We start from the raw sequence: 15596 nt of genomic DNA, 5'->3' as shown, positions 1-15596 counted from the left end.
GTCGGCTCCAGATCGTAGGTGGCGGGACCGCCGAAGGAGTAGTGACTGATCTCCATTGTGCGGCAGACGGCTGGTGCCGGTGCAACAGGGCGGTGCCCGGAGGCTACCAGTGTGCAAGCAGGGTTTGCGGGTGTTTATAGAGTGCGGCGAGACGGAGGTGCTGGTCCAACATCCGCGGTGGGGTGAGATGCTCGGGCCGGATGGGCCGCTGCCGCGCCGGGCATGCCGCTGACCGGCTGCCGTTGGTATGTGGGCAGCCGGCCACCACCGGTGCCACCGTGTCCACGATGCCGCCGAGCGGCGAGCAGGATGCGCAGCGGTAGACCGAGTTGAAACCCCTGAGTTCGCTCCATCGTCTTCCACCACACGGCCACCGAGATGTCACCATTTGTGCACAATTTGGCGGTCGGTCGGGTCAACTGCCAACGACGTGGGCGGCCGCGGTATCGGCTCGCCCACCGCTCGGTACTACGTGCGGTGCGGTTTACTGGGAGGGTGACTCCCAGCCAGCGGCGCATCCTGATCGTGGCCATTCTGTCGTCATTCGTGGCGTTCCTGGACGGCTCGATCATCAACGTCGCACTGCCGGCCATCTCCCGGGAACTCGGCGGCGGCCTGCCGCTGCAGCAGTGGGTGGTCGACGGCTATTTGCTCAGCCTGGGCGCGCTGATCCTGGTGGCCGGGTCGCTCTCCGACACCTTCGGCCGGGTGCGGGTGCTGCGCGCTGGCCTGATCTGTTTCGGAATCACCTCGCTGGCCTGCGGTTTGGCACCCACCGGAGTCATCCTCGTCGTCGCCCGACTGCTCCAAGGGGTGGCGGCGGCGCTGCTGGTGCCGAGCTCGCTGGCCCTGATCACCTCCGTCTTCAGGGGCGTCGCGCAGGGCAAGGCCATCGGCGCGTGGACCGGCTGGACCGGGGTGGCTGGCATTGCCGGCCCCCTGCTCGGCGGCATCCTGGTGGATGCGGTGAGCTGGCGGCTGGTCTTCTTCATCAACGTCATCCCGATCGCGGTCACGATGTTCCTGTTGCGGCGCGTGCAGGAACCGACCCGGCCCGCCGCCGGCGCCCGCGTCGACGTGCTCGGCGCCTGCCTGGCCGTGGTGGGACTGGGCGGGCCGGTCTTCGCCCTGATCGAACAGGGCCGGTTCGGCTGGGACAGCCCGGTCGTCTACCTCCCGATGACCATCGGCCTGATCGCGTTCGCCGCTTTCCTCTGGTGGGAGGCGCGGGCCCCGCAGCCGATGATGCCACTGGGCCTCTTTCGGGTGCGCAACTTCGCCGTGGGCAACATCGCCACCGTCGGCATCTACGCCGCGCTCAACCTGGGCTTCTTCCTCTTCGCGCTCTACCTCCAGGAGGTCGGCGGCTTCTCCGCCACCCTCGCCGGGCTCGCCGGCATCCCGGCCACCGTGATGATGCTGATTTTCGCCACTCTCTTCGGCACCCTGGCCGGCAGATACGGGCCGCGGCTGTTCATGACGGTCGGCCCGTTCGTGGCCGGCGCCGGCTTCCTCCTGGTGACCACGGCGGTGCCGCCGGTCAACTTCGCCTTGCACGTGCTGCCGGGAATCGTGCTGGTGGGCCTCGGCCTGGCGATCACGGTGGCACCGCTCACCTCGGCGGTACTCGGATCGATCCACCCCGGCCAGGCGGGCATCGGCTCGGCGATCAACAACGCCGTGGCCCGCGTCGCCGGCCTCGTCGCCATCGCCATGACCGGCACCATCGTCGGCTCTGCCCTGGATGTCGCCGGCTTCCAGCGAGCGATGGTGGTGGTGGCCGCCCTGATGTTTGTGGGCGGCATCGTCTCCTGGCTGGGCATCCGCACGGCCGTGCCAACAGCGGATGCGCCGGTCGCGGCCGTCGGGGAGCCCGGGTAACCATGGAGCACCCTGCGCTATTCGACACGCCGGATGCCGCGCTGGAGCGCCTGCGCGCGGTGTGCCTGGCCTTCCCCGAGGCCGTCGAAGTGCTCGCCTGGGGGCGGCCCACCTTCCGCGCCGGCAAGAAGATCTTCATCACCGCCGGCGCGAGCATGGACCGGCCGCACAGCATAGTTTTCAAGCCCGACCCCGAGGAGCGGCGAGCCCTCGCGCAGGATGCGCGCTTCTTCATCCCGCCGTATTACGGCCCGGCCGGCTGGCTGGCCATCGACTTCGACACGCCCCAGACCGACTGGGTAGAGCTAAGCGAACTGGTAGAGACGTCGTATCGACAGGTCGCGCTCAAGCGGCAACTGGTGCAATTGGACCGCTGGAGGGCCCCAGGCGCACCAGAGGCCTCCAAATAGCTGTTATAGTTTCTAAGTTGTCTTCGAGGGTTCCGGTCCTGAATTCATCACTGCGCCCGTAGCTCAACGGATAGAGCATCTGACTACGGATCAGAAGGTTGGGGGTTCGAATCCCTTCGGGCGCACAGGTTGAAAGCGGTTCACTTCGGTGGGCCGCTTTCGTCGTTTCCGGGGTCTTTCTGCCGTCGTGGCTTACGGGGCCGCCGGTGCCACTGACATCGCCGATCGCTGCTGATGGTCAAGCTCAGCGAGCACACCGGCCAGGCGTCGCGCGAACAACGGGGGCACGTTCTCCGGCAGCGCACCCACGGGCCACCACGCGACATCGTCACTTTCATCGCTCGCCACCGGTGCGGCCTCCGGCCTGGTGATCGAGGCAAAGCCCACGTCCCAGTGGGCGCTGCAGCTGAAGGCGCCGCTCAGGGCGTGCCGGTCCAGATCCAGGATGCCGTCGCCGATCGGCGCGAGGTCGTCGATGCCGCATTCCTCGCGGGCTTCCCGGAAGGCGGTTTCGGCTACGGACCCGTCGGCCGGCTCGACGTGGCCGCCCAGTTGCACCCAGAACCCGCCCTTCTTGTGGAAGCACAGCAGAACTTGCGCCAGATCCGGGGTAAAGACGAAGCAACTCCCGGTCACGTGCTCGGGTCCGCCGTGTCGGGACAGCGCCGCCCGGGGTGAGCCGAGTACGAAGCCGAGGTATTCGTCGCGCAGCAGGGCCTGCCCGAGTGCGAGAGGCAGCCAGGCCCGGAGCCGGTGGACCAGGTCGTCGGCACGCGTGTCGTCGGTGGGGGAGCGGAGGGCGAGATTGGGCATACCTGAGGGTAGCTGCCGGAGACTGTGGCCCAGGCGGACAATTGGACCCCCTGAACCCAAGGGGCGCAATTGTCCGTTGCGGCAACAGTTGCGCCGGTCAGCGGGCGTGCTCGACGACGAAGTCGGTGCCGGGAAAAACCAGGGTCTCGTGGCCGTCGTCAAACGACACCAGGTAGGGCGGTTCGCCCTCTGGCCCCCGTACCTCGCGAATCGTACCGTGCCGATCGGGCGTTGAATCGGTCTTGCCTCGGATGATGATCCGGTCGTTCTCTGTCGCGCGCATAACGCACCTCCTGTCGGGCAGATTACGCTCGCGGTCCCCGCCTGCACAGGGGCGCGCCTGGTCAGCGAGTATTCGCGCAGACCGCAGCGGCCACAAAACTGAGCTAACCTTAGTTTTGTCGCGCGCGTGGCTTGGATTCTCAGTCAGGCAGCGTTCGGGTCGTCTGGCCGAGATGGGCAGTCCTGCGAGGGAGTGCCACGGCGGGGTGAGGGGTAGGGCCCTTGCCTCGCCGCCACTCGCGGCGGCTCAGGCCGGCTGGTCCGGTCCAAGCCGCAGTCGGTCGCACAGAGAGGTGAGCTGCAGGAGCTCATCGTCGCTCAGGCTGTCGCCCACCCGCGTCGTGATCGAGCCCATGTGGTCCAGCGCCACCCGCCTGAACAGCGCGAAGCCGGGATCCGTCAGCTGGACGATGGCGCCGCGACCGTCGTCGGGGTCGGCGTGCTTGAGCACATAGCCCCTGGATGCCAGGCGGTCGACCAGCCGGCTCACGCTGGGCTGGGTGAGCAGCACGTGCTTGTTCAGCTCCCGCAACCGGATGCTGCGTTCGGGTTGGCGGGACAGGTTGAACATCACGTCGTACTCGTTGAAGGAGATCTCGCGGGACGGGAAGTCCTCGGCCAGGCTGCGCATGATGGCCACCTGGGCGCGAAACAGTGACTCCCACGCGCCGACGGCTATCGCACGATCGACCATGTTGCCTCCTCACCGTGCCCCAGGCATCCCGTGTTCAACAATATGGGATGGGCATGGCGTCCCGCGGCAGCCTAGCCCGGTCGCCTGCGCATTTCCGCTTGCTGAGCGAGACCGTTCTATAGTGCGCGTATGAATGCCTCGCTGAGCCGGACCCGGTCCGTGGCCGTCGTCATCAATCCGACCAAGTTCCCGGACTTTGCGGGAACGAAGGCCCGGGTGGGGGCTGCGGCGAGCCGCCTGGGCTGGGATGAGCCACGGTGGTTCGAGACAAGCAGGGACGATTCGGGCGTCGCTGCGGCCCGGTCGGCTCTGGCGGATGCCCCGGATCTCGTCTGCGTCATGGGCGGCGACGGCACGGTGCGGGCCGTGGCCGGCGTGCTGCGCGGCACCTCGGTGCCGTGCGGTCTGCTCCCCAGCGGCACGGGAAACCTACTCGCCCGCAACCTGGGCATCCCGGTGGATTCCCTCGACGACGCACTGGAGATCGCGTTCCTGGGCCAGAACCGCGCCATCGACGTGGGATTGGCGACTTTCGACGACGACGAAGAGCGGGTGTTCGTCGTGATGGGCGGAGTGGGCCTGGACGCCGACATCATGGCACACACCGATGATGGCCTCAAGAAGAAGGTGGGCTGGGGCGCCTACGTCGTTGCTGGCGGGGCGACGATGTTCCGCGAGGGGTTCGGGGTCACCCTGTCGGTCGACGGTGAGGAGCACACGAGCCACGAATGCCTCATGGTGCTGGCGTGCAACTGCAGTTCGGTGGTGGCCAATATCGAACTCGCCACCGGCGCCAAGCTCGATGACGCACAGCTGGACCTGGTGGTGCTGCGACCCAACGTCGTCGCGGGCTGGCTGGGCGTGGCGGTCGAGGTCGCCGCGGGAATCCGCAACGGCGCCGCATCGCTGCGCCAGTGGTCTGGCCGGGACTTCGGATTTCAGCTCGACCGCCCGGTGCTCGCCGAGATCGACGGTGACCCCGTCGGCGAGACCCGCGCCGGCCGGTTCGGGGTGGACCCGGGGGCCCTGATCGTACGGCTGCCCGTCCCCGCCAGGCTCGGCCGGAGCTAGCCGCTCTTGCGCCAGCGACGAGCCCTGGTCCCCAATCATCAGGAGGAAGCCCGCAGCCGGCCATCCGGGCGAGAGGCATGGTGGGGTTAGCCCGCCTGCGAGTTCGGGAGCCAGCTCGATAGTGCGCGCCGGAGCGCGTCCGTAGCGTCGGAGACAACGAAGTTCCGCCCCATCGCTATCGCCTGGGGTGACCTTCCCGGCGGATCGGAATCTCATGGAGGCGCTCAACGAGCTCATAGTTACCTGGGCGGCATCCCCCTTCGTCCTTGTCGCCGTTCTGCTGCTGGTGGCACTCGACGGGTTCTTTCCGCCCATTCCCAGCGAACCCGTCGTGGTGGCCGTCGCCGCGATCGGGATGGCCACTGGGACCCCGAGCCCCTGGGCGGTGTTACTCGTGGCGGCGATCGGCTCGTTCGTCGGCGACAACCTTGCCTTCTCCGTCGGCTGCCGGGTAGACCTCGATCGTTTCCGCTGGACCCGCGGCCCAAGGGCGGCCAGACTGCTCGACCGTGCTCGTGCCTCTCTCGACCGGCGGGCGGCGTCCGTCATCCTCACGGCTCGATTCGTACCGGTCGGTCGCGTCGCGGTGAACGTCATGGCCGGCTCGAGCGGGTTTCCCCGACGCCGTTTCGTGCCGCTCAGCGCCGTGTCCGGGGCAGCATGGGCCGGCTACTCGGTTCTCGTCGGTGTCTTCGCAGGCGCCCGGCTGCGGGACCAACCCGTTTTGGGCGCTGTGGTGGCTGTGGTGGTCGCGCTCGCCGGAGGCGTGATCATCGATTCCGTAGTCAGGAGGGCCCGCCGGCATCGCGACAGCCGGTCCTACGACGGCAGCACGGCCGCGATCACGCTCACTTCGATGAGGGCTCCCGACACCCCGAGCCCCGCGACCCTGGCCGCGGTCACCAGCGGCGGGGCGCCGGGCCCCGCGAGCCGCGGTGCGATGGCGCCGTAGGCGGCGCCGAGATCGGCATCCGCGGCGATCAGCACCGTCCACTGCACGACGTCCTTGAGGGATGCGCCTGCCGCTCCGAGCGCGACAACCACGTTGTCGATCGCTCGGCTGGATTGCTCGCCGATGTCGGTCGAGACGACCGTGCCGGTGTCGTCAATGCCGTTCTGGCCGCCCACGTAGATGGTTGTGGCGCCGGCGGGAACGATCGCGACGTGACTGAACGCCGGGCTCACGACGAGTCCGGCAGGTTGCAAGCGGATGATGTCCACGGTGTCTCCTTCGTCCTAGGCCCCGCATCGAGCAATCGGTGCGCGCGCGTTATGACGCCACGCTACGCCGCCAGCGGTGCGGAGGTCTCGGGAGGGGCCAGCGCACCGGGCACATTCCGGCGTCCACAGGGACGCTAGGTGAACTCGCAGGAAAATAACGATTGGATAACTGGCGCTCCGTTACCTCTTCGTTATATATTCGTAGTGCGTCAACCGTTTGCTGTGGCGGAAGACGCGAATGTGATTGCAGGACACTCTTGGTGCAAGGGAAGAGGGTCGGTCGTTTGCCTCTACGACCGGCCCTCAATCACGTTAACCGCCGGTAGGTGTGGCCGGGTCTCGAGGCTGCCCGTCCCGTCGAACGAGCTTGACAGCCTCGCGAACGCAACCATCCCTGTTGGTCGAGCTTGTCGAGACCCCGCGAGTCGACCTGTGAACGCAACGACGGGTGCGACAACACGCACGTCACAAGGTCTCGACATGCTCGACCAACGATCGGGCGCGACCCGACGATCGGGCGCGACTCGACGAGCGGGCCCGCGCGACGGTCAGAAGCGGTCGGGGCTGGGCGTGCTGGCCTGGCGGATCGACACGTCGGCGTGACGGTCGAAGCGGTAGCCCACGCCACGCACCGTGCGCACGATGTCTTCGTAGCGGCCCAGCTTGGCGCGCAGGCGACGAACGTGCACGTCGATGGTGCGCTCGTTCGGGGCATCCTCTTCGCTCTCGGCGTCCCACAGCTTGGCGATGAGCTCGGCGCGCTCGATGGTGCGTCCCTCGCGCAGCACCAGGTACTGCAGCAGCTCGAACTCCTTGTAGGTGAGTGCGGCGGTCTCGTTGTCGAGGATCACGCGCTTGCGGGAGATGTCAACGACCACTCCGCCGGGCGCACGGTCCGCGTCTTCGGTCGTGGTGCGGCGCTTGGCGAGGGCGGCCGGGTCCTGCAGGGCCAGGCGCACAACGTCCACGTCACGGCCGCCGATGCCGTCGGGTGCCAGGGCTACGGCGGCGTGCGTCTCGGAGGAAGGGGCGATCGCCTGGGTTAGCTTCTTGAGCTCCTCGACGATGCGGTGCAGGCTCGTGCCGGCCGCGGCGGCCTTGGCCTCGTCTATGCCGACGTAGAGCACAAAGCCACGGGCCTGGCTGCCGTCCGGTACGGCGCGGATGCGCGGGGTGGCCGGTGCGGGCGCCGGGGCCAGGGTGAGCTCGGGGCGGTAGGACTGGACGGAGCGGGCTGAGTCGATGTGTGCAAGTGACATGATCGGAATCCTTGGGGGTGATGATGCGCAGAGAACCCGGCGCATCTGCGCTCATGGGTTCGAGAAAGGGCGGCCGTTGTGGCCGGTGGTTCGGGCGGCCTCGGTAGCGAGGGCCCTGGAATCGGTCTACCGCTGTGGCGGCGTCCTCAGTGGCTGCAGCTCAGCGGGTGAGGGGCGAACGACTCGGCGCGAATGCCTGTCTGGTCTAACGGCACATTCGGCAACACGCCATAACACTGCCGGGCATCATCATGCCGGCAGTCCCCAAAGCCTCGGCGGAGGTCGGGATGCGTGTGGTGGAAGTCATAAATGCGAGTAAAGCCGACTGTGACGAGTTGTGTCAATTCAGTTACGACGGACCGTGCTGGGTAACCTGCACCACGTTCACGGGGATTGTGCGAAATCGGAGGATCTCGCACAAAAAAGCAATTCATCAAAGAAATCCGCCGCAGAACGGACTATTTCAAAGTTTTGTGAATTCAACTGCGATCGGCGCGTCGCCCGTCGCAGGATCTGCGTGCGGCGGGCGCGCCGAATGTGACGACGCCCGCGGCCGCGGCTCAGATCGAGCCGGATCAGACCGGGTCGGATCAGACCAGGCCGTAGAGCCTGTCGCCGGCGTCGCCGAGGCCGGGCACGATGTAGCCGTGCTCGTCGAGGCGTTCGTCGACGGCACCCAGGACGATGGTGACCTCACGGCCGGCCAGTGCGGCCTCGACGGCGGCGAGGCCTTCGGGGGCGGCCAGGATGCAGATGGCAGTGACATCAACGGCGCCGCGGGCGAAGAGGAACTCGATGGCCGCGATCAGCGAGCCGCCGGTGGCCAGCATCGGGTCGAGCACAAAACACTGACGGTCGGACAGGTCGTCCGGCAGTCGCTCCGCATAGGTCGTCGGCTGCAGGGTCTCTTCGTTACGTGCCATACCCAGGAAACCGACCTCGGCGGTGGGGAGGAGCTTGACCATGCCCTCGAGCATGCCCAGGCCCGCGCGAAGGATGGGCACCACGAGCGGCTTCGGGTCGCTGATTTTCACGCCCTTGGCGAGGGAGACCGGCGTCTGCACGGTGACTTCCTCAACGCGAACACCGCGGGTACCCTCGTAGGCCAGCAGCGTCATCAGCTCTTCCACCAGCGCCCGGAACATCGGTGACGAGGTGCTTTGATCACGCAGCACGGTGAGCTTGTGGGTGATGAGCGGATGGTCGGCTACGTGGACTCGCATAGGCTCAATCTACTAGCTCACACGGGCATCCGGCTCTCGTGGGTGGTCGGAAACGAAGGTGACGTGGTGCGGCATAGCGACGAACACGCGGCCTGGATGAGGCTGGCCCTGCGCGAGGCGAACGGCGCCCTGGCCAGTGGCGACGTGCCAGTCGGCGCTGTCGTGATCGACGCAGACGGCCGGGTGATCGGCCGGGGGCGCAATGAGCGCGAACTGCACCAGGACCCGACCCTGCACGCCGAGATTGTCGCCATCCGTGCGGCGGCCGCCTCGACAAGGGACTGGCACCTGACCGGCTGCACCCTCGTGGTGACCCTGGAGCCGTGCGTGATGTGCGCCGGCGCGGTCGTGGCCGCCCGCATCCCCCTCGTGGTCTTCGGCGCCTGGGACGAGAAGGCCGGCGCCGCCGGCTCGCTCTATGACGTGCTGCGGGACCGTCGGCTCAACCACCGGGTCGAGGTGGTGTCCGGGGTTGACGAGGCCGAGTGCGGCCGCCTGCTCACGGAGTTCTTCGGGGACCCGCAGCGGCGTCCGGCAGGGCCGATAGCCACTCGCTGAACAGGGCACGGGACGCGAGCTGCATCGTGTCGGAGTGCAGAGCGCGATCCTGCCGCATGGCGTCGGGGTCCAGGCCCTCCGCGCGAACTTCTTCCTCGGAGGAGCTCAGCCAGGACTCGTGCATCTCGGCGGTCACCTCGGGGTGGAATTGCACGGCCAGCGCCCAGTCCTCGATGGCGAAGGCCTCGTTGCCGTAGGCCGCGGACCCGGCGAGCCGGGTGGTGCCCTCCGGCAGGTCGAAGGTGTCGCTGTGCCACTGCATCATCGGGATGCCCGCGACATGGCGCAATGGCCCGTCCTGGCCGGCCGCGGTGGGCTCGACCAGGCGATACCCGATTTCGTTGCTCGGGCCCCGGTAGACCGTGGAGCCGAGGGCGCTGGCCATGAGCTGGGCGCCCAGGCACACTCCGAAGACGGGCCGGCGTGCCCCGAGCCGGTTGGTGAGCAGGGCGATCTCGTCGGTGAGCACCGGAAATCGGTCGGACTCATAGACGCCCATTTCGCCGCCGAGCACCACGAGCAGGTCAGCCTCGGCCGGGTCGATGTCCCGCACGCCGTCCACGCCGAGGGTGTCGACATAACGAACCGTGTACCCGTGCTCGAGGAGCACCTGCTCCAGGTTGCCCAGATGGATCTCGTCGGCGTGCCGCAGTACGAGGGCGATGCGGCTCACGCGGTCATCCTTACTCAAGGCCCTTGATGAAGATCGCATCCGTGGGCGGGCTGACGGTGGCCGGGTCGATGTAGACGTCGGGCTCCAGGTAGATCACTCGGGCGCTCGGCACGGCCGCGCGGATGCGAACCTCGACGGCATCGATGCCGGCGGCCACGTCGGAGAAGCGCTGGGTCGAATCGAAGGACAGCTTGGCGGCCACCAGCAGCTCGTCGGGGCCTAGGTAGAGGGTCTTGAGGTGGATGAGGTTCTTGGTCTCCGGACCGGCGAGGATCGCGGCCCTGATGGCGTCGACATCCTTCACGTTGGCGCCCTCGCCCACCAGCAGGCTCTTGGTCTCGACGCCCAGCACGATGGCGACCAGCACGAGCAGCACGCCGATCGCGAGGGTGCCGATGGCGTCCCAGGTGGCGTCGCCGGTGAGCACGGTCAGGCCCACGCCGCTCAACGCCAGCACCAGCCCGGTCAGGGCCGCGACGTCCTCGAGCAGCACAACGGGAAGTTCCGGGGCCTTGGCGTGGCGGATGAACTGCACCCAGCTCTCGTTCTTGCGGCTGTGGTTCGACTCTTTCACCGCGGTGCGCAGCGAGAACGACTCGAGGCCGATCGCGACGATGAGCACCAGGATCGGGAGCCAGGCGTTCTCGAGTTCGTGCGGGTGCTGCAGCTTTTCGATGCCCTCGTAGATCGAGAACACACCGCCGACGGAGAACAGGATGATCGACACCACGAAGGCGTAGACGTAGCGTTCGCGTCCGTAGCCGAACGGATGGTCGGTGTCCGCGGCCTTCTTCGCCTTGCGTCCGCCGATCAACAACAGGATCTGGTTGCCGGAGTCCGCCAGCGAGTGCACGCCCTCGGCCAGCATCGAGGACGACCCCGAGACGAACCACGCGATGAACTTGGTGATTGCAATGCCGAGATTGGCCAGCAGTGCCGCCACAATCGCCTTGTTTCCGCCTGATGCGCTCATGACCACAATCCTAGAACCGTCTCTTCTTCCCGAACGTCCAGATGCCTCCGAGCGGGACCGGCGCGAAAAACTACACTGGGGGGATGACTTCGACCGCACCCGTCACCCTGCCTGCCATCGCCTTCCTGGGCGCCGGATCGATGGCCAGGGCCGTCCTGGCCGGACTGCTCAAGCCCACCGTCACTGTGGAGGGCGGCATCCGCACCACCAACCGGTCAGCGGCCAAGGCCGCCGAGCTCGCCGGCACCGCCGGGGTGACCGCGTGGGCGACCGAGACCGAGCCGAACGCCAACCGCCTCGCGGTGGCCGGTGCCGGCATCGTGATCGTGGCCGTCAAGCCCGCGATGGTGCCCGATCTGCTTGCCGAAATCGCCGACAGCCTCGAGCCCGGCACTCTCATCGTGAGTGTGGCCGCCGGCGTCACCATCGCCACCTTCGAAAAGCAGCTGCCGCACGAGGTGGCCGTGATCCGGTCGATGCCGAACACCCCCGCCGTCGTGGGCATGGCCGTCACCGGGCTCAGCGCCGGAACCCGTTCCTCGGCGGCCCAGATGGAGCTGGCGACCGCGCTGTTCGAGACCGTCGGCGAGGTGCTCGTGGTGCCCGAAGACAAAATCGACGCTCTGAGTACCATTTCGGGATCGGGGCCCGCCTACGTCTTCTACCTCATCGAACAGCTCACGCTGACGGCCATCGACAAGGGATTCACCCCGGCGGAGGCGGCGATCATGGTTAACGGCACCTTCCTCGGCGCGAGCGCCCTGCTGGCTGTGTCCGACCTAGACCCCTCCGAGCTGCGCCGCCAGGTGACCAGCCCCAAGGGCACCACGGAACGGGCCGTGCAGCAGCTCGAGACCGGCGACGTCAAGGGCCTGTTCGACCGGGCGACGGATGCCGCGCTCGCGCGGGCCCGGGAACTCGCCGCCTCCTAAGCTCACGTCGGCGCCGGGGCCCTGTCACCAGGTTTCGACAAGCTCAACCAGCGAATGCCTCGTGCGCGGCTCAGGTGCCGAGGGCGGCGAACCGCTCGATGTCGCCCTCGGTGCCGGCGACTCGATGAAGTCCAGCATCCGCCCCGAAACCAGGTGGGCGACGCGCTCGCCGGAATCGGCTTCGGGGTAGATCACGTGGTTGGCGCCGATGCGCTCGAGGATCTTGCCGTGTGTCTGTGAGATGGCCTTGGCCCAGATCTGCGGGATGTTGAGGTCGACGAGGTTCGCGACGATCAGCACGCTGGCCTCGACCGAGGATCCGAAGGCGCAGACCGCGACCGAGAAATCCTGCGCTCCGATCTGGCGCAGCGCGTCGATCGACTTGGCGTCGGCCTGAACGGCGTGCGTGATGCGCTCTGACCACTTCTGTACCAGGGCCTCGCCGCTGTCGACGGCGAGCACTTCGCGGCCCAGCCTGTCGAGTTTGCCCGCCGTCGCTGCACCGAAGCGGCCCAGGCCGATGATGAGCACGGGAGCTTTCTACTTGATCCGGTCAACCAACCATGGGCCTCTCCTCGGGGCGTCTGAACAACTGTCTGCTCTGGCTCGCTGCCAGCGCCGCCGCGAGGGTCACTGTACCAACCCGGCCCATGAACATGGTCGCTGCCAGCACAACAGGGCCCATGTGGATGCGCGACGGGTTCGAGTCGCTGGCCGCCATGAGTTTCGCGCGCAGGCCGAGCCGGCGGGAGATGACCAGGCCCATCAGGGAGGCCAGCGTCAACACGCCGACGCCGCCGATGTTGACACCGATGACCACTAGCGCATTGCCGAATGGTGATCAGTGCGTGGCCATGTCGACCGTGCTGAGGCCGGTGACGCAGATTACCGACACCGCGGTGAAGACGGCGTCGTGGAGCGGGGTTTCGGTGTCGCCCGCCGAGGCGATCGGCAGGGAGAACAGCAGGGTGAAGAGCAGGATCAGCGCGGTGAAGACGAGCAGCGCGAACCTGGATGGGGAATTGCGCACCAGGCCGTCGACCGAGTCCCGGATGCGCCCATGCACAGTGTTCGAATGTTGCGCGAACCGCACGTTGGGGGCCTGCGTTTTCACTCGAAGCCCGTTGCCTGGACTGGGGTCGCTGACAACTTGTCGTAGCACCCTCACCCGGAATGACTAGCCTTGGGGCATGGCAGACATCTTTGGCGTAGTGGCGGACTCGACCCGACGCGATATCTTACGCATTCTCCTCGAGCGCTACAACCAATCCAGCGCCGCCCAGGGGGAGTTGAGTGTCTCCGACATCGTCAGTGCGCTCGGGTTGAGCCAGCCCACGGTGTCCAAGCACCTCAAGGTGCTGCGCGAGGCCGGGTTGGTCGGTGTGCGAGAAGAGGGCCAGCACCGGTACTACCACCTCGACTATGCCCCGCTCGAGGAGATCGAGGATTGGCTGATCCCGTTCCTCAGCATCGACGTGGGCGCCGTTCTCGCGGGTGCCGTCGACGACACCGAGATCCTCAAGGATGAGCAGCGTGCCTTTGCGGCGGCGATCGGTAAGGCTTTCGCGGACACCTCCTTCCAGATGCAGCACGCGGTCAAGGACTCCGGTGTGAAGAAGAGCGTCAAGAAGTGGCGCAAAGGCGACTAGCGGGCAGCCGGGCTTCGCTTTACAGTGACGGGCACACTCACCAGTCGAAAGCAAGGGAGGCGCCATGTCACGCGAGCTTTCCGACCCACGACTCGACGATCTGCGCTTCCTCACGGTCGCCGAAGTCGCCGGGGTCATGCGGGTGTCCAGAATGACTGTGTACCGCATGGTGCACGCCGGTGAGTTGCCCGCCATCCGCTTCGGACGCTCATTTCGGGTGCCCGAATCGGCCGTCCTGAGGGCAATCAAACCCACTCTCGGTGGAAGTGAGTCGGACGGGACTTTCTTTATCCGTTAGAATGGGGTTTTCGTGTCGGTCGCGAATCCCGCGGCTAAACCAAATCTTTGTGAGGTCCGTGTGGGTTCTGTAATCAAGAAGCGACGCAAGCGTATGGCGAAGAAGAAGCACCGCAAGCTGCTTCGTAAGACTCGCCACCAGCGTCGTAATAAGAAGTAGACGGTCTCGACCGTTTACCTGAAAAAGCGCTAGGTCATTGACCTAGCGCTTTTTGCTTGCGCGGGCGGCCTTGATTTGGGCGATTTTCATGTGCATGATCGGCCAGCCGCGCGCCAGCGCATATCGCCGCAGCGTGGTGTCCGGATTCACGGCAACCGGGTTGCCCACAAGTTCGAGCAACGGAATGTCGTTGTGCGAATCGGAGTATGCCCAACAAAGCGCCAGGTCGATACCGCGCGCCTCGGCGACCTCGCGAGCGACGACGGCCTTGCGGCTGCCGTGGCAGATGCCGTCGATGAGCTGACCCGTGAAGATGCCATCGACGGTGGCCAGCTTGGTGCCGAGCGCGCCGGTGAGGTCCAGGCGTTCCGCGATGACGTCGGCGACCTCCTGGGCAGTGGCCGTGACCAGCCACACCTCGCGCCCCGCCGTGAGGTGAGCGTGCGCCACGGCGACCGTTTCCGGCCAGAGCCGATGGATGAGCCGGCTGTCGAAGATATCGTGGCTGAGGGAGACGAGTTCGTCCCTGGTGTGCCCGGTGATGATGTCCATGGCGCGCAACCGGAGCCGGGGGATATTGACACCGTTTTCGCCGATATACAGGAACCGGGTCTGATTCCAGCCGAACGAGAGGATGTCGGCGAGGGAAATGAATTGCCTCCGCCAGGCGCCGACGCCCAGGTGGTAGAGGCTCGCACCGCGGAGCAGCGTGTTGTCCACGTCGAAGAACGCGATTGCGCGGGGGCCGGATTCGTCGGACATTTCGCCTGAGTCTACTCAGGGTCACCGCACGGCGGAGGCCTAGGCTGGGGGCATGTCCACCGCGAACCTGACCCTGATCGGCAAGCCGGGATGCCACCTCTGCGACGATGCCTTAGCCGTGGTCACCACGGTGCTGACAGAGCTGGCGGCCGAACCAGGCTCCCCGGTCGTGGTGCTCGAGCAGAAGTCGATTCTCGACGACCCTGAGCTGCACGAGCTCTACGTCGAAGACATCCCGGTGCTGCTCATCAACGGCCTGGTGCACAACTACTGGCGTATCGACCCGGCACGCCTGCACACCGCCCTGCTGGAGGTTCGATGACCATTCTGCATATCGTGTCGTGGAAGCTGACGGCCACGGAACCCGCCGAGAAGGCCGAGCACGCCGACCAGATGGCGGCCCGGCTCGGCGCTCTCGTCGGTGTGGTCGACGAGATCCGCTCGCTCCGCATCGGCCCCGACGTGGTCGGCGGCGCCAACTGGGACATCGCCCTCGTTGCCGAGTTCGACGACGAGGCGGCGCTGGGCCGTTACCAGGTGCATCCGGCCCACGTCACCGCGGGCGCCTACGTGCGCTCGGTCACCGCAGAGCGGATGGCTGTCGACCTGCTCGTCTAGTCCGCGCACACAAAAACGGCCGAGCGGGGCTCGGCCGTTTTTGGTGTGTTGTGGGTGTTACTTGGTGTTGACGGTGATGGTTGCGATGCCTACGAGGAGCTGGTCGGCGACGGCGTCGGT

The 15596-nt window shown here is 66.9% G+C and carries 21 protein-coding genes, 1 tRNA gene and 2 pseudogenes; 12 read left to right on the top strand and 12 right to left on the bottom strand.

Going from position 1 to position 15596, the window contains the following annotated elements; all coding sequences use genetic code 11:
• Positions 1-495 precede the first annotated feature (495 nt).
• The 3 genes from E3O42_RS03820 (at position 496) to E3O42_RS03810 (ending at position 2416) form a co-directional block, all read left to right on the top strand.
• Complete coding sequence (locus E3O42_RS03820; protein WP_241984616.1) at positions 496-1881, top strand: MFS transporter; 1386 nt, start codon at positions 496-498, stop codon at positions 1879-1881.
• A 2-nt stretch (positions 1882-1883) separates the two neighbouring features.
• On the top strand, positions 1884-2291 hold the full coding sequence (locus E3O42_RS03815; protein WP_134452606.1) for an MmcQ/YjbR family DNA-binding protein: 408 nt from the start codon (positions 1884-1886) through the stop codon (positions 2289-2291).
• A gap of 52 nt (positions 2292-2343) precedes the next feature.
• Positions 2344-2416, top strand: a tRNA-Arg gene (locus tag E3O42_RS03810).
• A gap of 67 nt (positions 2417-2483) precedes the next feature.
• Here the strand turns inward: E3O42_RS03810 and E3O42_RS03805 are convergent.
• From E3O42_RS03805 to E3O42_RS03795, 3 genes are all read right to left on the bottom strand, one after another.
• A complete protein-coding gene (locus E3O42_RS03805) occupies positions 2484-3104 on the bottom strand; it encodes an NUDIX hydrolase (RefSeq protein ID WP_134452605.1) in 621 nt (206 codons plus the stop codon).
• A gap of 97 nt (positions 3105-3201) precedes the next feature.
• Positions 3202-3387, bottom strand: a complete 186-nt coding sequence (locus tag E3O42_RS03800; protein ID WP_134452604.1) for a DUF1918 domain-containing protein — start codon at positions 3385-3387, stop codon at positions 3202-3204.
• A 246-nt stretch (positions 3388-3633) separates the two neighbouring features.
• Positions 3634-4080 carry a MarR family winged helix-turn-helix transcriptional regulator gene (locus E3O42_RS03795; RefSeq protein ID WP_134452603.1) on the bottom strand — a complete coding sequence of 149 codons (447 nt, stop codon included), beginning with the start codon at positions 4078-4080 and terminating at the stop codon, positions 3634-3636.
• A 129-nt stretch (positions 4081-4209) separates the two neighbouring features.
• Between E3O42_RS03795 and E3O42_RS03790 the strand changes: the two genes are divergently transcribed.
• Together E3O42_RS03790 and E3O42_RS18705 are read left to right on the top strand one after the other, a co-directional pair.
• Positions 4210-5151 (top strand): diacylglycerol/lipid kinase family protein, encoded by a 942-nt coding sequence (locus E3O42_RS03790; protein ID WP_134452602.1) that lies wholly within the window; start codon positions 4210-4212, stop codon positions 5149-5151.
• A 214-nt stretch (positions 5152-5365) separates the two neighbouring features.
• Positions 5366-5827, top strand: a pseudogene (locus E3O42_RS18705) (DedA family protein); the annotation flags it as partial.
• Between the two features lie 143 nt (positions 5828-5970).
• Here E3O42_RS18705 and E3O42_RS03780 read toward each other — a convergent pair.
• The 3 genes from E3O42_RS03780 to upp form a co-directional block, all read right to left on the bottom strand.
• Positions 5971-6372: a RidA family protein gene (locus E3O42_RS03780; protein ID WP_134452601.1), complete on the bottom strand. Its 402-nt coding sequence runs from the start codon at positions 6370-6372 to the stop codon at positions 5971-5973.
• Positions 6373-6920: 548 nt separating this feature from the next.
• Positions 6921-7631, bottom strand: a complete 711-nt coding sequence (locus E3O42_RS03775) for a winged helix-turn-helix domain-containing protein (protein ID WP_134452600.1) — start codon at positions 7629-7631, stop codon at positions 6921-6923.
• A 590-nt stretch (positions 7632-8221) separates the two neighbouring features.
• A complete protein-coding gene (upp, locus tag E3O42_RS03770) occupies positions 8222-8854 on the bottom strand; it encodes a uracil phosphoribosyltransferase (protein ID WP_134452599.1) in 633 nt (210 codons plus the stop codon).
• A 42-nt stretch (positions 8855-8896) separates the two neighbouring features.
• Here upp and tadA point away from each other — a divergent pair, with 42 nt between their 5' ends.
• Positions 8897-9412, top strand: coding sequence for a tRNA adenosine(34) deaminase TadA (tadA, locus tag E3O42_RS03765; RefSeq protein ID WP_255454918.1), 516 nt, complete (start codon positions 8897-8899; stop codon positions 9410-9412).
• Here tadA and E3O42_RS03760 read toward each other — a convergent pair.
• Together E3O42_RS03760 and E3O42_RS03755 are read right to left on the bottom strand one after the other, a co-directional pair.
• Entirely contained in the window at positions 9354-10085 is a 732-nt protein-coding gene (locus E3O42_RS03760) for a glutamine amidotransferase-related protein (RefSeq protein WP_134452598.1), read from the bottom strand. The genes tadA and E3O42_RS03760 overlap by 59 nt on opposite strands.
• A 10-nt stretch (positions 10086-10095) precedes the next feature.
• On the bottom strand, positions 10096-11058 hold the full coding sequence (locus tag E3O42_RS03755) for a cation diffusion facilitator family transporter (protein WP_134452597.1): 963 nt from the start codon (positions 11056-11058) through the stop codon (positions 10096-10098).
• Between the two features lie 83 nt (positions 11059-11141).
• Here E3O42_RS03755 and proC point away from each other — a divergent pair, with 83 nt between their 5' ends.
• On the top strand, positions 11142-11990 hold the full coding sequence (proC, locus tag E3O42_RS03750) for a pyrroline-5-carboxylate reductase (protein WP_134452596.1): 849 nt from the start codon (positions 11142-11144) through the stop codon (positions 11988-11990).
• A 120-nt stretch (positions 11991-12110) separates the two neighbouring features.
• Here the strand turns inward: proC and E3O42_RS03745 are convergent.
• From E3O42_RS03745 to E3O42_RS18890, 3 genes and pseudogenes are all read right to left on the bottom strand, one after another.
• Positions 12111-12521: pseudogene (locus E3O42_RS03745) on the bottom strand (potassium channel family protein); the annotation flags it as partial.
• Between the two features lie 22 nt (positions 12522-12543).
• On the bottom strand, positions 12544-12810 hold the full coding sequence (locus tag E3O42_RS18895; protein WP_420897855.1) for a hypothetical protein: 267 nt from the start codon (positions 12808-12810) through the stop codon (positions 12544-12546).
• 21 nt (positions 12811-12831) lie between these two features.
• Positions 12832-13104, bottom strand: a complete 273-nt coding sequence (locus tag E3O42_RS18890; protein WP_420897854.1) for a hypothetical protein — start codon at positions 13102-13104, stop codon at positions 12832-12834.
• Between the two features lie 76 nt (positions 13105-13180).
• Between E3O42_RS18890 and E3O42_RS03735 the strand changes: the two genes are divergently transcribed.
• The 3 genes from E3O42_RS03735 to E3O42_RS03725 all read left to right on the top strand — a co-directional run bounded on the left by E3O42_RS03735 (position 13181) and on the right by E3O42_RS03725 (position 14096).
• Positions 13181-13639, top strand: a complete 459-nt coding sequence (locus tag E3O42_RS03735) for an ArsR/SmtB family transcription factor (RefSeq protein ID WP_134452594.1) — start codon at positions 13181-13183, stop codon at positions 13637-13639.
• A 64-nt stretch (positions 13640-13703) separates the two neighbouring features.
• Entirely contained in the window at positions 13704-13937 is a 234-nt protein-coding gene (locus E3O42_RS03730; protein ID WP_134452593.1) for a helix-turn-helix domain-containing protein, read from the top strand.
• Positions 13938-13997: 60 nt separating this feature from the next.
• The gene (locus tag E3O42_RS03725; RefSeq protein WP_003792170.1) at positions 13998-14096 is read left to right on the top strand and encodes a 30S ribosomal protein bS22; all 99 of its coding nucleotides are present in this window, start codon (positions 13998-14000) and stop codon (positions 14094-14096) included.
• A gap of 42 nt (positions 14097-14138) precedes the next feature.
• Here the strand turns inward: E3O42_RS03725 and E3O42_RS03720 are convergent, their stop codons facing one another.
• Positions 14139-14858: an HAD family hydrolase gene (locus tag E3O42_RS03720; RefSeq protein ID WP_134452592.1), complete on the bottom strand. Its 720-nt coding sequence runs from the start codon at positions 14856-14858 to the stop codon at positions 14139-14141.
• A gap of 52 nt (positions 14859-14910) precedes the next feature.
• On the opposite strand from E3O42_RS03720, the gene E3O42_RS03715 reads away from it, so the two are divergent.
• Both E3O42_RS03715 and E3O42_RS03710 read left to right on the top strand, forming a co-directional pair.
• On the top strand, positions 14911-15180 hold the full coding sequence (locus E3O42_RS03715) for a glutaredoxin family protein (protein ID WP_134452591.1): 270 nt from the start codon (positions 14911-14913) through the stop codon (positions 15178-15180).
• Positions 15177-15476 carry a Dabb family protein gene (locus E3O42_RS03710; RefSeq protein ID WP_134452590.1) on the top strand — a complete coding sequence of 100 codons (300 nt, stop codon included), beginning with the start codon at positions 15177-15179 and terminating at the stop codon, positions 15474-15476. Before E3O42_RS03715 ends, E3O42_RS03710 begins: the two co-directional genes overlap by 4 nt.
• The last annotated feature ends 120 nt before the right edge of the window (positions 15477-15596 follow it).

The organism is Cryobacterium adonitolivorans (genome assembly GCF_004402695.1).
Classification (GTDB): domain Bacteria; phylum Actinomycetota; class Actinomycetes; order Actinomycetales; family Microbacteriaceae; genus Cryobacterium; species Cryobacterium adonitolivorans.
Note: the sequence above shows the minus strand (reverse complement) of the source record. Positions and strands in the feature narration are given on the sequence as shown.

Coding starts and splice junctions, on each gene's coding strand:
- E3O42_RS03805 (WP_134452605.1), bottom strand. CDS start 3,104: ATGCCCAATCTCGCCCTCCGCTCCCCCACCGACGACACGCGTGCCGAC.
- E3O42_RS03775 (WP_134452600.1), bottom strand. CDS start 7,631: ATGTCACTTGCACACATCGACTCAGCCCGCTCCGTCCAGTCCTACCGC.
- E3O42_RS03795 (WP_134452603.1), bottom strand. CDS start 4,080: ATGGTCGATCGTGCGATAGCCGTCGGCGCGTGGGAGTCACTGTTTCGC.
- proC (WP_134452596.1), top strand. CDS start 11,142: ATGACTTCGACCGCACCCGTCACCCTGCCTGCCATCGCCTTCCTGGGC.
- E3O42_RS03715 (WP_134452591.1), top strand. CDS start 14,911: ATGTCCACCGCGAACCTGACCCTGATCGGCAAGCCGGGATGCCACCTC.
- E3O42_RS03720 (WP_134452592.1), bottom strand. CDS start 14,858: ATGTCCGACGAATCCGGCCCCCGCGCAATCGCGTTCTTCGACGTGGAC.
- E3O42_RS03735 (WP_134452594.1), top strand. CDS start 13,181: ATGGCAGACATCTTTGGCGTAGTGGCGGACTCGACCCGACGCGATATC.
- E3O42_RS03800 (WP_134452604.1), bottom strand. CDS start 3,387: ATGCGCGCGACAGAGAACGACCGGATCATCATCCGAGGCAAGACCGAT.
- E3O42_RS03710 (WP_134452590.1), top strand. CDS start 15,177: ATGACCATTCTGCATATCGTGTCGTGGAAGCTGACGGCCACGGAACCC.
- E3O42_RS03790 (WP_134452602.1), top strand. CDS start 4,210: ATGAATGCCTCGCTGAGCCGGACCCGGTCCGTGGCCGTCGTCATCAAT.
- upp (WP_134452599.1), bottom strand. CDS start 8,854: ATGCGAGTCCACGTAGCCGACCATCCGCTCATCACCCACAAGCTCACC.
- E3O42_RS03730 (WP_134452593.1), top strand. CDS start 13,704: ATGTCACGCGAGCTTTCCGACCCACGACTCGACGATCTGCGCTTCCTC.
- E3O42_RS03755 (WP_134452597.1), bottom strand. CDS start 11,058: ATGAGCGCATCAGGCGGAAACAAGGCGATTGTGGCGGCACTGCTGGCC.
- E3O42_RS03815 (WP_134452606.1), top strand. CDS start 1,884: ATGGAGCACCCTGCGCTATTCGACACGCCGGATGCCGCGCTGGAGCGC.